Source organism: Pseudomonas sp. GW821-FHT09E12, from assembly GCF_059416085.1.
On record NZ_JBWKOM010000005.1, the window covers coordinates 331,227 to 344,361 of the forward strand.

At 62.4% G+C, this 13,135-nt stretch carries 11 protein-coding genes and 1 pseudogene; 6 read left to right on the top strand and 6 right to left on the bottom strand.

Annotated features, from left to right (window positions below):
• Window positions 1–63: 63 nt before the first annotated feature.
• Window positions 64–378, bottom strand: coding sequence for a DUF2388 domain-containing protein (locus tag AC07PQ_RS16650; RefSeq protein ID WP_007928261.1), 315 nt, complete (start codon window positions 376–378; stop codon window positions 64–66).
• Window positions 379–565: 187 nt separating this feature from the next.
• Here AC07PQ_RS16650 and AC07PQ_RS16655 point away from each other — a divergent pair, with 187 nt between their 5' ends.
• Window positions 566–1,546, top strand: coding sequence for a hypothetical protein (locus AC07PQ_RS16655; RefSeq protein WP_493185909.1), 981 nt, complete (start codon window positions 566–568; stop codon window positions 1,544–1,546).
• Between the two features lie 56 nt (window positions 1,547–1,602).
• On the opposite strand, the gene AC07PQ_RS16660 is transcribed toward AC07PQ_RS16655, so the two are convergent.
• The 4 genes and pseudogenes from AC07PQ_RS16660 to AC07PQ_RS16675 form a co-directional block, all read right to left on the bottom strand.
• Complete coding sequence (locus AC07PQ_RS16660) at window positions 1,603–2,466, bottom strand: methyl-accepting chemotaxis protein (protein WP_493186014.1); 864 nt, start codon at window positions 2,464–2,466, stop codon at window positions 1,603–1,605.
• Window positions 2,458–3,210 (bottom strand): annotated as a pseudogene (locus AC07PQ_RS16665) (HAMP domain-containing protein); the annotation flags it as partial. The gene AC07PQ_RS16660 and the pseudogene AC07PQ_RS16665, both read right to left, overlap by 9 nt.
• Window positions 3,211–3,282: 72 nt before the next feature.
• Window positions 3,283–5,061, bottom strand: coding sequence for a type IV pilus assembly ATPase TfpB (gene tfpB, locus AC07PQ_RS16670; protein ID WP_085532928.1), 1,779 nt, complete (start codon window positions 5,059–5,061; stop codon window positions 3,283–3,285).
• A gap of 126 nt (window positions 5,062–5,187) precedes the next feature.
• Complete coding sequence (locus AC07PQ_RS16675; RefSeq protein WP_009046101.1) at window positions 5,188–5,508, bottom strand: ACT-like domain-containing protein; 321 nt, start codon at window positions 5,506–5,508, stop codon at window positions 5,188–5,190.
• A 124-nt stretch (window positions 5,509–5,632) separates the two neighbouring features.
• Between AC07PQ_RS16675 and AC07PQ_RS16680 the strand changes: the two genes are divergently transcribed.
• Window positions 5,633–6,103: an Lrp/AsnC family transcriptional regulator gene (locus AC07PQ_RS16680; RefSeq protein WP_007928270.1), complete on the top strand. Its 471-nt coding sequence runs from the start codon at window positions 5,633–5,635 to the stop codon at window positions 6,101–6,103.
• Window positions 6,104–6,188: 85 nt separating this feature from the next.
• On the opposite strand, the gene AC07PQ_RS16685 is transcribed toward AC07PQ_RS16680, so the two are convergent.
• Entirely contained in the window at window positions 6,189–7,556 is a 1,368-nt protein-coding gene (locus tag AC07PQ_RS16685; RefSeq protein ID WP_493185910.1) for a CYTH domain-containing protein, read from the bottom strand.
• 159 nt (window positions 7,557–7,715) lie between these two features.
• On the opposite strand from AC07PQ_RS16685, the gene argE reads away from it, so the two are divergent.
• The 4 genes from argE (at window position 7,716) to AC07PQ_RS16705 (ending at window position 13,101) form a co-directional block, all read left to right on the top strand.
• The gene (gene argE / locus AC07PQ_RS16690) at window positions 7,716–8,864 is read left to right on the top strand and encodes an acetylornithine deacetylase (protein ID WP_037035237.1); all 1,149 of its coding nucleotides are present in this window, start codon (window positions 7,716–7,718) and stop codon (window positions 8,862–8,864) included.
• A gap of 146 nt (window positions 8,865–9,010) precedes the next feature.
• Window positions 9,011–10,309, top strand: a complete 1,299-nt coding sequence (argA, locus tag AC07PQ_RS16695) for an amino-acid N-acetyltransferase (protein WP_007928273.1) — start codon at window positions 9,011–9,013, stop codon at window positions 10,307–10,309.
• A 507-nt stretch (window positions 10,310–10,816) separates the two neighbouring features.
• Window positions 10,817–12,190, top strand: coding sequence for an OprD family porin (locus AC07PQ_RS16700; RefSeq protein WP_007928274.1), 1,374 nt, complete (start codon window positions 10,817–10,819; stop codon window positions 12,188–12,190).
• Between the two features lie 272 nt (window positions 12,191–12,462).
• Window positions 12,463–13,101: a peroxiredoxin gene (locus tag AC07PQ_RS16705; protein WP_007928285.1), complete on the top strand. Its 639-nt coding sequence runs from the start codon at window positions 12,463–12,465 to the stop codon at window positions 13,099–13,101.
• The last annotated feature ends 34 nt before the right edge of the window (window positions 13,102–13,135 follow it).

Consider the following 13,135-nt stretch of genomic DNA (forward strand, 5'->3'; position numbering starts at 1 on the left):
CAAAAAAATGCCGCTCTCGTGAGCGGCATTTTTCGTTGCGTCAGCCTGGCTACAGGCTGGCGGTCACTGGGCGACGGCGTTTTTCGCCAGGATCGCGTTGGCCAGCTCCATGTCGGTGGCCTGCAGGCCCGGGTTGTCGGCACGGACTTTCTGCATCGCGGCTTCCAGGTACGGACCGCGGATGTTGCCTTCGCTGGCGACGAAGCTGCTGGCGTCGTCCTGGGCGGCGCCGATCAGCTTGTGATCCTTGGAAGTCAGGTAGGTGGACGCGGTGGTGGCGCCGGTGGAAAGGATGTTACGCCAGAAGCTGTCGGCCATTGCCGAACCTACAGGCAGGGAAAGCAGGGCCAGGGTGGCGACAGCTGTTTTGAGACGCATGGTGGGTGACTCCAACTAGGGGGGAAAACTGAGCCCTTTGATAGGCGTTGGCCCGATTGAGTTCCCTGCTGCTCCAACAAGCTTTCGCCTGTGTGGACGGGGGCTGAGCGGTACTTCGGCGTTGAGTCGGCGCACTGGAACGCAGCAGTCGCATTTGTCACCATGGGCGACTTTCTCGACTGCACGGATGCTTGCCTTGATTTTTGGCGCGATGATGTATGGAACCCTGCTGAACCTGGTGTTGCTGTCCTTTATCGGACTTCCCTTGCTGTTGATTGCCTTGCTTATTCCGGCCTGCCGACACCGGATGCGTCGTCAGCCCCTGCACTTCGGTGTGCTTGCAGGGGTATGCGTAATTATCGTGGTTTGCGTACTGTGGAAAATCCACCGGGACAATCAACTGAATGAGGCGCACCACCCGCAACTTGAGCAGGACGTACAGCTTGATGGCCTGCAATTGCCCGCAGGTGCCAAGCTGAATCTGGGAACGCTTGAACCTCTGGATGCGCAAGGCCGGCCGCAACCCTATGGACTGCGCAGCCTTGTTTACGCCGAGTTCGCTGCACCACACAGGATCAACGGCGTAGAGGTTACAGAGTTGCAGATGTACGGCAGCGGCCCTCTCTCAAAGATGCTGCTGAGCCGTGACCAGGTCGTTGCGGGCTGGCCCTGCGCCGGTGGCACCTGGGTAACGCTGGACATTGCCGACGCGGACCGCTTGCAGCCCAGCCGCTGGCGCTTCTCTGACTGCACCCTGGTGACCGGAGCCGATGTGGCCGGGGTGAAGTGGCCGGACTCCAGCGAGGTCAGGCAGTACGACGGCAGGTTCAGCATCGACACCATCGGTCTGGCTTCACCGGCGGTGGTTATCCAGGGGATAGCGCTGTCGGACCTGAGCCTGGACCTCGACGAGCAGCGGCAACCTGGACGTTGGCGTGGGCAACTGGCGCAAGACCTGACCCTGGGCGATTGGCACTACCCCCGCGGCATGAGGGTTCGCCAGGACACGCCGGGGACCCTGATGTTCAGCCCGAGCAAGTCGGACTGCGCGCAGAACCTGCGTACGGGGGAAACGCTCGACGCCGGGCGTTCGATACAGCAACGCCGTGATAACGGAGCGGTGCTGTGGATCAAGCCCAATGCCGGATTGGGTGTCGCCGACTGGTAGCGGGCCGCTGCGGGCTGTCATCGGCGGTATCTTTTCACGGGTGGCCCGGGCCCTTCTTACAACTGAAAACGCGTCACCGAGGTCTGCAGGGTGGCGACGGAGCGCTCCATGTGTTCGACCGTCGTCGCCAGTTCATGCATGGCCTGGCTGTTGCGTTGCGCAACCTGATTGATCATCTCCACTTGTTGCGCCACTTCGCTGCTGGCCTTGGACTGCTCGCCGATGGTGTGGGAAATCTCCTCGACCATTAGCGCCGAGCGTTGCGCGCCTTCGCGGATTTCGTTGATCGAGGTGCCGGCCTGCTGGGCCATGCTCACCCCGTCGTTCACCCGACTGACCCCGGTTTGCATGCTGCGCACCGCCTGGCTGGTGGTTTCGCGGATGCGCTCGATCATGCCGGTGATTTCCCGGGTCGATTGCGCCGTGCGCCCGGCCAGGCTGCGCACTTCGTCGGCGACCACGGCGAACCCGCGCCCGGCCTCGCCGGCGCGGGCTGCCTCGATCGCGGCGTTCAGGGCCAGCAGGTTGGTCTGCTCGGCGATGCTGTTGATCACCTGGATGATCGAGTGGATTTCCTCCGAGGATTGGCCAAGGGCGGTGATGCTTTGCGACGACTGATTGACCGCCTCGGCAATGTGGGCCATGCCATCGACCACCCCAAGGATGACCTGGCCGCCGCTGCCGGCGAGGGATTCCGACTGTGCCGAGATGTCCTGAGCGTTACGCGCATGCTCGGCTACCTGGGCGATATTGCTGATCATCTGCTCCATGGCCGCGGCCATGCTGTTCGCGCCCTGGGCTTGCTCGCTGGCCCCGCTGGCAATGCCCTGGGAGGTCTGGCTCAGGGTGTGGGAGGTGCCTTGCAGGCCTTCGCTTTCGCGGCGAATGGTGGTGATCATGTCCCGCAGGTTGTTCTGCATCTCGCCCAGGGCTTTTTGCAACTGCCCGGCCTCGTCGTCGCTGTCGACGCTGATCGGCAGGCTGAGGTTGCCCTGGGCGATGGCCCGGGCCGTGGCGACCGATTTTTCCAGGGGACGCAGTACCGAGTGCAATAACCGGCGAGTCAGCAGGCAGAGCGCCAATACGGCCAGCAGGCTGCCGCCAACCAGCCACCAGCCGGCATGGCGCACGGCTTTTTCGCTGGCTTCGCGAGCCTGCGCGGTACTGGTTTCGATCTTGCTGCTCAGGGCCTCGTTGCGGCTTTCCACCTCGCTGAAGCTCTTGGCGAACGCCGGCATTGCCGCGCGGGCGGCGACAGGGTCGCGCAGCGCCTGTTCGGCAATCTGTTGCGCGGCGCCAATGTAGTTTTCCAGCACCGGCTGCAGCTCGCCGATGGCCTGGCGAATGTCCGGCGCCAGGGGCAGCTCGGCATTTTCCGCGAGGGCCTTGCGGAACCATTCGCCATGTTCGCGCAGGTCGCTTCTGATCTGCTCGCCCTCGCTGGCCGCGCCGGGCTGGCTGGCGAAGGCGGCCAGCACATCGGCCCGCAGCGCGTCGTGCATCATGTCGGCTTCCAGGTGATTGCGCAGCGCGCTGGCATTGAGCTGGCTGTCCGCCAGCGCTTGCGCCAGTCGCACCTGGCCCCACCAGCCGATGCTGGAGACGAGTGCGATGGCCAGCACACTGACTGCTCCGGAGACGATCATTTTCTGACGGATGTTCATGCCCGTTCCCTGCTCGCTTGGACTTGTGGCTAAGCGTAGTCCAGAGGCACGGGAAATCGCTGGCGAGGGGCCTTATCGCTGCTCGCTTTGTGGGGTGACCCGCAATATTTCCTCGAGGGTGGTCAGCCCGGCCGCGACTTTCTGCGCCCCGGACAGGCGCAGGCTGCGCATGCCTTCCAAGAAGGCCTGGCGGCGTATGGCGAGCAGGTCGGCGTCGGCGCTGATCAGGGCTTTGAGGCTGTCGCTCAACTGCATGATTTCATATACCCCGGCGCGGCCCCGGTAGCCGGTATCGCGGCATTCCAGGCAGCCGGTGGCGCCGTGGGCATGGCTGGGCAGCGGTGCCTGCCAGGGCCGGGTCAGGCTTTGCCAGTCGCCTTCGTCCAGGGTCAGCGGGGTCTTGCAGTGCGGGCACAGGGTTCGCACCAGGCGCTGGGCCATGACTCCCAGCAGAGTGGCCTTGATCAGGTAAGGCGCGACGCCCAGTTCCAGCAGGCGGCTGATGGCGCCGGGCGCGTCGTTGGTGTGCAGGGTCGACAGCACCAGGTGGCCGGTGAGCGCGGCCTGGATCGCCATCTCCGCGGTTTCCAGGTCGCGGATCTCGCCGATCATGATGATGTCCGGGTCCTGGCGCATCAGCGCGCGCACGCCGCTGGCGAAGGTCAGCTCGATGTTGTGCTGGACCTGCATCTGGTTGAACGCCGGCTCGACCATCTCGATCGGGTCCTCGATGGTGCAGAGGTTGACCTCCGGCGTCGCCAGTTTCTTCAGGGTGGTGTACAGGGTGGTGGTCTTGCCCGAACCGGTGGGGCCGGTGACCAGGATGATGCCGTTGGGCTGGCGGGTCATTTCCTGCCAGCGCCGCAGGTCGTCGCTGGAGAACCCCAACTGGTCGAAGTCCTTGAGCAGCACCTCGGGGTCGAAGATGCGCATGACCATCTTTTCGCCGAAGGCGGTGGGCAGGGTCGACAGGCGCAATTCCACTTCGCCGCCTTCCGGGGTCTTGGTCTTGACCCGGCCATCCTGGGGTTTGCGTTTTTCCGCGACGTTCATCCGGCCCAGGCTTTTCAGGCGGCTGACCACGGCCATGGTGACCTGGGGCGGGAACTGATAGACGTTGTGCAGCACCCCGTCGATGCGAAAGCGCACGGTGCCTTGTTCGCGGCGCGGCTCGATGTGGATATCGCTGGCCCGTTGCTGGAACGCGTACTGGAATAGCCAGTCGACGATGTTGACGATGTGCGCGTCGTTGGCGTCGGGCTCCTGATCGCTGGCGCCGAGGTTGAGCAGTTGTTCGAAGTTGCCTGGGGCATGGCTTTTCTGGTCGGCGCTGGCACCGGTGACCGACTTGGCCAGGCGGAAGAACTCCACGGTCAGGCGCTGGATTTCCACCGGGTTGGCCACCACCCGCTTGATCGGCAGTTTCAACACGTGGGTCAGGTCGGCTTCCCAGGCGCTGACGTAAGGCTGGGCGCTGGCCACCGTGATGGCTTCGGCGTCGATCGACACCGCGAGGATCTTGTGGCGCTGGGCGAAGGCGTAGGACATCAGCGGCGTCACGGCGGCAACGTCGATTTTCAGCGGGTCGATGCGCAGGTACGGCTGGCCGGCCTGTTGCGCCAGCCACAGGGTCAGGCTTTCCAGGTCCAGGCGCCTGCCGGGCCGGCTGAGGTCGTCCAGATGCTGGCTGGCGAGAAACTCCAGCGGATGCAGCTGGCTGTTGGCGGCATTACGACGGGTGGTCAGGGCGTGTTCGGCCGAGTCCTGGCTGATGAAACCCTGGGCGACCAGGTCGCGCAGCAGATCGTTGAGATCCAGCCAGTGGTCCTGGGTAACGAGAGGAACGGACATGCAGGCTCCTTGTGAACAATCCGGCAGCAGGCGGGTTAGATGCGCCTCTGACCACGCAATGCCAAGAATAGTCCCGGGATGGCGACCGCCAGTCGCCCAAGCGTTGCAGGGTTTTGCCTGGCGCCCTCAGCCGGCGGCCTGCAGCGGCTCGCGCTCGGCCAGTTGCAGCTGTACCGAACACACGCTGATCAGGTTGCGCAGTTTTTCCGCGATGACCTGGGCGCGGTGCCAGCTCAGGCCGTCGAGCAGCACTTCCATCAGCAGCGAGCCGTCCTGCTGTTGCACCTGGACCTGCTGCGGCAGCAGGGACTGCAAGGCGAAATGATTGAGCACCCGGCACAGCACATCGGCTTCGGCGTCGGTGACCAGTTGGTAATGCACCCGGCAATGGGTGTTGGCGACATTCCACACATCGGCGCGGGAACTGACGGCTTCGAGAGAGGGCATGGGGTTCTCCAGATCAATGGAGAAATTTTTACATTCGGTTGCGGGTATTTCTTATCTAAGATGAACGTATTTTCCGGATTATCGAATTGGATGATTCGTCCTTAAAGATTATTGAGGGTTTTCTATGCATAGCGAGCTGGACGCTTACGACCGCCGCATTCTGGCGCTGCTGCAAGAGGATGCTTCGCTGTCCAGCGCGCAGATCGCCGAGCAGGTGGGGCTGTCGCAGTCACCGTGCTGGCGGCGGATCCAGCGGCTCAAGGAGGAGGGGGTGATCCGTGGCCAGGTGACCTTGCTCGACCGCAAGAAGATCGGCCTCAACACGCAGATCTTCGCCGAGGTCAAACTCAACGCCCACGGCCGTTCCAACTTCACCGAATTCACCGAGGCGATCCGCGGTTTTCCGGAGGTGTTGGAGTGTTATGTGCTGATGGGGGCGGTGGATTTCCTGTTGCGCATCGTCACGGCGGACATCGAGGCGTATGAGCGTTTCTTCTTCGAGAAACTGTCGATGGTGCCGGGGATCCAGGAAGTGAATTCGATCGTGGCGCTGTCGGAGATCAAGTCCACGACCAGCCTGCCCGTCCTGCGTTGATGCAGTTGGCGCTATCGCGAGCAAGCTCGCTCCTACAAGGGGTTACCGCCAACCTGTAGGAGCGAGCTTGCTCGCAATCAGGCCGTTACATGCGCAGCAAGGTCTTCCACGCGCGGTTCTGGAACACCGTGATCGCCTGTTGCTTGCGGGCATCCAGGGTTTCGTCGGTGATCGGCTCGTTGGCCAGTTGCGCCAGCTTGTTCAACTCGCCGTACAGGCGATCCAGCTCGGGGATTTCCAGCACGTTGCGCGCGTGATGCAACCAGGACTGGATGCGTTCGATGCGCGGCAGTTGCTCGGCCAGGTCTTCCGGCTGTTGCTGGTAACGTGGCAGTTGCAGGGCACTGGCTTCGTCGGCCAGCAGGCGCGGCAACCAACTGCCCAGTTGCGCCGCACCCTGACGGTTGCCACGGGTATTGCGCTCGGCGGTCCAGCTGCGGGCCAGCAACCAGCGCGAGGTGTTCAGCGAGAACAGGCCCCAGCGCACGTCCTGCAGCTCTTCGATGAACTGTTCGGGCGCGGCCTTGCGCACGTCTTTGTCGTCCAGGCCGGCTTGTACCAGCGGACGCCAGTCTTCCAGCAGGCCGTCCAGCGACGCGCGCAACTCGGCGGTCGCCTGGCGCGGCGCGGCCTGGCCCAGGCTGCTGACCAGAGCGCGCAGTTCCGCCAGGTTCTCGACCCAGTCCTGCAGCAGACGCCAGTGACCGTTGAAGCGATATTGCTCGGCCAGGCGCTGGCTGCTGCCCAGTAGGTGCCAGGTCAGCGCGGCGAAGGCGTCGTCCAGCGGCGTTTGCGCGCTCAGCTCCGGGGCCGGCAGGCTCAGGGAGTAGCTGTTGGCGTCGAACAGGCGGTAGCCGCGCTCGGCCTTGCTGATATCGCAGGGCATCAGTGGCAGGGTGGCGGCCAGTTCGGCGGCCAGCTCCAGCAGGGCGGCCGGTTCGCCTTCGCGCAGTTCCAGTTCCAGCTCGCAGATCTCTTCCTTCTGCTTGCCGGCGATCACGTGGCCCAGGTCCAGGGCGGCTTCGATCACCACCTTGGCCTTGCCGCGGCCCCAGGCGATTTCTGCGCGTTCGCGGACGAAGTCGGTGGTGAAGATCGGCTTGAGGGTTTTCTTGTCCAGCTCGGCCAGTTGCTCGGGCCAGCATTCGCCGTCGAGTTTCTTAAGGTCGAGCTTGGCTTTGGCCAGGTGCCAGTCGTACTCGTTGCGTTCCGACAGGCCGGCGACGCTCTGGCCGCGGGTCTTGAGGGTCTGGATCACTTCTTCGCCGTCGCGGCGCAGGCGCAGGGCGACCTTGGCGCGGGCCAGGTCGCGCTCGGGCGTGTCGAAGTACTGGTTCATCAGTTCGCGGTGTTCCCAGCCACTTTTGTTGCGTTTTTTCAGGAGCGGGTGCTCACGCAGGGCGGCGAGGGTTTCGCGGCTGACGCGGAGTTTGATTTCGGTTTCTTTCTGCATGGCCGGAAAATCCAGGATCGGGAGCGCAGCCGGGGGAAATGTGTGGCTGCCAAGGCCGTGCAGTGTACAGGACTCGCCGCGTCGAGGTGCCGTGGCGGTTTATTCCTGTCGCAGGATGGCTCTATGATGGACTTCATCTTGGAGCCCGGGAGCCAGCGCATGCCATTGCCGTCCATGAAAGAGCAGTTCGCTGCGCTGATTGCCACACCTTCGGTCAGCTGTACCCAGCCGGCGCTGGATCAGTCCAATCGTGCGGTCATAGACCTGTTGGCGAGCTGGCTCGGCGACCTGGGTTTTGCCTGCGACATCCAGCAGGTCAGCCCCGGCAAGTTCAATCTGCTCGCCAGTTTCGGCAGCGGCCCCGGCGGCCTGGTGCTGGCCGGACACAGCGACACCGTGCCCTACGACGGCGCGTTGTGGCAGACCGACCCGCTGAAGCTCACCGAGGTCGACGGACGCTGGGTCGGCCTCGGCAGCTGCGACATGAAAGGCTTTTTCGCCCTGGTCATCGAGGCGGTCCGGCCGCTGCTGGACCAGCCTTTCAAGCAGCCATTGCTGATCCTCGCCACCTGTGACGAGGAAAGCTCCATGGCCGGCGCCCGGGCCCTGGCCGAAGCCGGCCGGCCACTGGGGCGCGCCGCGGTGATCGGCGAGCCGACCGGGCTGCGGCCGATCCGCATGCACAAAGGCGTGATGATGGAGCGCATCGATATTCTCGGGCGCAGCGGCCATTCCTCCGACCCGAGCCTGGGCCATAGCGCCCTGGAAGCCATGCACGATGCCATCGGCGAACTACGCGGCCTGCGCCTGGCGTGGCAGCGCGAATTTCGTAACCCGCAGTTCAGCGTGCCGCAGCCGACCCTGAACCTTGGGTGTATCCACGGTGGCGACAACCCGAACCGGATCTGCGGTCAGTGCTCGCTGGAGTTCGACCTGCGGCCGTTGCCGGGCATGGACCCGCAGGCGCTGCGCGCGGCCATTCGGCAGAAGCTGGTGCCCGTGGCCGAGCGGCATCAGGTGAAGATCGACTATGCGCCGCTGTTCCCCGAAGCGCCGGCCTTCGAGCAGGCCGAAGACTGCGAACTGGTGCGGGTGGCCGAACGCCTGACCGGCCATCGCGCCGAAGCAGTGGCGTTCGGCACCGAAGCGCCTTATCTTCAGCGCCTTGGCTGCGAGACAGTGGTGCTGGGCCCGGGCGACATCGCCTGTGCTCACCAGCCGGGGGAATACCTCGAAATGTCACGCTTGCAGCCTACCGTGCATCTACTACGTGAACTGATTAACCATTACTGCCTGACGCCGGCCTGATTTCTACTAAATCACCGACGGCCAAGCCCGTACCTCAAGGAGAGCGAGCGTGTCGCCAAGCCTGTTCCGACGATAACCACCAGCCCGCTGTGCGTTTTCCCGTTTCGTCCTTTTAATAGGCTGCTTCTTATTTACAGGCTCAGGTTATGCCCGATTACGTCAATTGGCTTCGTCACGCTTCTCCTTATATCAATGCCCACCGCGACTGCACCTTCGTGGTCATGCTGCCCGGCGACGGCGTAGAACATCCGAACTTCGGCAACATCGTCCACGACCTGGTGCTGCTGCACAGCATGGGTGTGCGCCTGGTGCTGGTGCATGGCTCGCGTCCACAGATCGAAACCCGCCTGGCCGCGCGCGGCCTGACCCCGCATTACCACCACGGCATGCGCATCACCGATGCGGCGACCCTGGAATGCGTGATCGACGCCGTCGGCCAGTTGCGCATCGCCATCGAAGCGCGGCTGTCCATGGACATGGCGTCCTCGCCGATGCAGGGTTCGCGGCTGCGGGTCGCCAGCGGCAACCTGGTGACCGCCCGGCCGATCGGCGTGCTCGAAGGTGTCGACTATCACCACACCGGCGAAGTGCGCCGGGTCGATCGCAAGGGCATCAACCGCCTGCTGGACGAGCGCTCGATCGTACTGCTGTCGCCCTTGGGCTACTCGCCGACCGGGGAAATCTTCAACCTCGCCTGCGAAGACGTCGCCACCCGCGCGGCCATCGACCTGGCTGCCGACAAACTGCTGCTGTTCGGCGCCGAGCGTGGCCTGCTGGATGAAAGCGGCAACCTGGTGCGCGAACTGCGTCCGCAGCAGGTGCCGGCGCATTTGCAGCGTCTGGGCGGCAACTATCAGGCGGAACTGCTGGATGCCGCGGCCGAAGCCTGTCGGGGCGGAGTAGGGCGCAGCCATATCGTCAGCTACGCCGAAGACGGCGCGCTGCTGACCGAGCTGTTCACCCGTGACGGTGGCGGTACGCTGGTGGCCCAGGAGCAGTTTGAACTGGTCCGCGAGGCGGCCATCGAGGACGTCGGCGGTCTGCTGGATCTGATCAGCCCGCTGGAAGAGCAGGGGATTCTGGTGCGGCGTTCCCGCGAGGTGCTGGAGCGTGAGATCGAGCAGTTCAGCGTGGTTGAGCGCGAGGGGATGATCATCGCCTGTGCCGCGCTCTACCAGATCGCCGACTCCGACGCCGGGGAGCTGGCCTGCCTGGCGGTGAACCCGGAATACCGCCACGGCGGTCGCGGCGACGAACTGTTGGAAAGGATCGAAACCCGGGCCCGGGCCCAGGGCCTGAAAACCCTGTTTGTCCTCACCACCCGTACCGCCCACTGGTTCCGCGAACGCGGTTTCGCACCTAGCAGTGTCGAGCGCCTGCCTTCTGCGCGGGCCTCGCTGTACAACTACCAGCGCAACTCGAAGATCTTCGAAAAAGCCCTCTGAGCATCACTCCCTTCGGCAACCCGCTCTTGACAGGAGCGGGTTTTTGCTGCACCCGCTGCAAGCGATTTGTGTTTCAGAAAAATAAATTCGCGTGACACAAAAACTGTAACAAATTGACGCGACCATCGGCGCGAAGCCATTATTGCGTCGCCTTTTTGATACTGGTTGACGTATCTGGCTTATGTTTTAACTGATCGATCTAAAGATCAGCGGGGAAATACCATTCAGGAATCAGACGGTACGCCGATACCTTGTGCCACGGCTTAAGCAGGCATATCTACTGATATTCCAGAACGGTATGAAAAAGAATGAAATAATTCTTTTTGGGATTATGGAAAACTCATTACCCTGCAAGGAGCAAATCATCGCGATTAGACCTTGGTCGTAGACACAGTTGGTTACGATTGACTTATGAGTCACGGTCTGGCGCTAATCGCCCACCGATGGACCCGGGGCATCAGACCTTGGGCCTGAGTACACAAGAATTAGAAACGAGAGGAGCGAAACATGAACAAGTCCACCTTGGCCCTGGCTGTGGCCGTTGGGGTTCTGGCGCAGCAGGCAGGCGCCGCCGGTTTCATCGAAGACAGCAAGGCCACTCTGGGTCTGCGTAACTTCTATATCAATACTGATAACCGTGATGCCGATACCAAGGCGTCCGGCGCACAGAACAAGCAGGAAGAGTGGGGCCAAGGCTTTCAGCTCAACTTCATTTCCGGTTACACCGAAGGCACCGTTGGTTTCGGTCTCGACGCCATCGGCCTGCTGGGTATCAAGCTGGACTCGGGCGGCGGCACCAACGGCGCCTCTGCTACTTCTTACGGCGGCACCGTCTTCCCGAGCGAGTCCAACGGCAAAGCAGTCGATAACTACTCCAGCCTGGGCCTGACTGCCAAAGCCAAGATCTCTCAGACTGAGCTGAAGCTCGGTACCCTGCAGCCAAAACTGCCAGTCATCGTGACCAACGATGGCCGTATGCTGCCGCAAACCTTCCAGGGCGGTCAGATCACCTCGAACGACATCAAGGACCTGACACTGGTTGGCGGTCAGATCGAGCATGCCAAGGGTCGTAACTCCAGCAACAACGAAGAACTGTCGATTGCCGGCGCCAACGCGCACACTGCTGCTGGTCGCGACAGCAACAAGTTCATCTACGGTGGTGGTGACTACAAGATCACTAAAGATCTGACCGCTCAGTACTACTACGGCAACCTGAAAGACTTCTACAAGCAGCACTTCGTTGGCCTGCTGCACAACTGGGCTATCGGCCCGGGCGTATTGAAGTCTGACCTGCGCTACTTCAACAGCCGCGACGACGGTGCCAACGGCCATGACTCGGCCTACTACACCACCGGTGACTACGGTACCGGCATCACCAAGGGCAAGGTTGATAACAACCTGATCAGCGGCCTGTTCCTGTACTCGGTTGCCGGTCATACCTTCGGTGGTGGCTACCAGGTCAGTAACGGTGACAGCGATTTCCCTTGGCTGAACCAGGGTGACGGTTCGTCGGCTTACCTGACTACCGACATGCAGATCGCCAAGTTCGCCCGTGCTGGCGAACGTACCTGGCAAGCTCGCTACTCCTACGATTTCGCCAAGGTAGGCGTGCCCGGCTTGACCGCTGGTGTGATCTATCTGCGTGGCGATAACATCGACACTTCCGGCAAAGAGGGTTCCGTTACCCCTCAGCGGACTGTTTCGGCGACCAACGCCAGCGAGTGGGAACGCGACCTGACCGTGGCCTACGTGATTCCGGAAGGTCCACTGAAAAACCTCGGCCTGACCTGGAAAAACGCCATGTGGCGTAACGACATTCCGGGCCAGCGCTCGCAGGACGAAAACCGCCTGATCGTCAGCTACTCGATCCCGCTGTTGTAATCCGACGTTAAAACCTCGCCCGGCGCAATGCCGGGCGAGGTGTTGTCATCCAGGTCGGACCCACCCCCGTAGGTCCTCCCCGAAACCCCTCTTTACAGCTACTCAAGGCCTTCTCGAACCTTGTCGAGGATGGTGTGCCCTGGGCGTGCGCGAATCCAGTGAAGAGATTTTTAATATTCCTTTATAGTCTAAATAAATCGATATTTATTCTTTTTAAATATTCCCAGGCGCAGGCACAGTAGGGTTCATAACGCACTCACAGGAGCAGCAACATGAGCCTCAGACTTGGCGACATCGCCCCCGACTTCGAACAGGATTCCAGTGCCGGCAAGATTCGCTTCCATGAGTGGCTCGGCGACAGTTGGGGCGTGCTGTTTTCCCATCCGGCGGACTTCACCCCGGTGTGCACCACCGAACTGGGATTCACCGCCAAGCTCAAGGAGCAGTTCGCCCAGCGCGGCGTGAAAGCCATTGCCCTGTCGGTGGACCCGGTGGACTCGCACCACAAGTGGATCGAGGACATCAACGAAACCCAGAACACCCTCGTCAACTTCCCGATCCTGGCTGACGCCGACCGCAAGGTCTCGGACCTGTACGACCTGATCCACCCGAATGCCAACGACACCCTGACCGTGCGTTCGCTGTTCGTCATCGACCCGAACAAGAAGGTGCGCCTGACCATCACTTATCCGGCCAGCACCGGGCGCAACTTCCACGAGATCCTGCGGGTGATCGACTCGCTGCAACTCACCGACAACTACAAGGTGGCCACCCCGGCCAACTGGCAGGACGGTGATGAAGTGGTGATCGTGCCGTCGCTCAAGGACGAAGAGGAAATCAAGAAACGCTTCCCCAAAGGTTATCGCGCGGTCAAACCCTACCTGCGCCTGACTCCACAGCCGAATCGCTGACCCAAGACCGTAGGAGCGAGCGGGCGGCGATCCG

Excerpts from the sequence above, each read along its gene's own strand:
- AC07PQ_RS16650 (WP_007928261.1), bottom strand. The coding sequence starts at position 378 with ATGCGTCTCAAAACAGCTGTCGCCACCCTGGCCCTGCTTTCCCTGCCT.
- AC07PQ_RS16655 (WP_493185909.1), top strand. The coding sequence starts at position 566 with ATGCTTGCCTTGATTTTTGGCGCGATGATGTATGGAACCCTGCTGAAC.
- AC07PQ_RS16660 (WP_493186014.1), bottom strand. The coding sequence starts at position 2,466 with ATGCAGAACAACCTGCGGGACATGATCACCACCATTCGCCGCGAAAGC.
- tfpB (WP_085532928.1), bottom strand. The coding sequence starts at position 5,061 with ATGTCCGTTCCTCTCGTTACCCAGGACCACTGGCTGGATCTCAACGAT.
- AC07PQ_RS16675 (WP_009046101.1), bottom strand. The coding sequence starts at position 5,508 with ATGCCCTCTCTCGAAGCCGTCAGTTCCCGCGCCGATGTGTGGAATGTC.
- AC07PQ_RS16680 (WP_007928270.1), top strand. The coding sequence starts at position 5,633 with ATGCATAGCGAGCTGGACGCTTACGACCGCCGCATTCTGGCGCTGCTG.
- AC07PQ_RS16685 (WP_493185910.1), bottom strand. The coding sequence starts at position 7,556 with ATGCAGAAAGAAACCGAAATCAAACTCCGCGTCAGCCGCGAAACCCTC.
- argE (WP_037035237.1), top strand. The coding sequence starts at position 7,716 with ATGCCATTGCCGTCCATGAAAGAGCAGTTCGCTGCGCTGATTGCCACA.
- argA (WP_007928273.1), top strand. The coding sequence starts at position 9,011 with ATGCCCGATTACGTCAATTGGCTTCGTCACGCTTCTCCTTATATCAAT.
- AC07PQ_RS16700 (WP_007928274.1), top strand. The coding sequence starts at position 10,817 with ATGAACAAGTCCACCTTGGCCCTGGCTGTGGCCGTTGGGGTTCTGGCG.
- AC07PQ_RS16705 (WP_007928285.1), top strand. The coding sequence starts at position 12,463 with ATGAGCCTCAGACTTGGCGACATCGCCCCCGACTTCGAACAGGATTCC.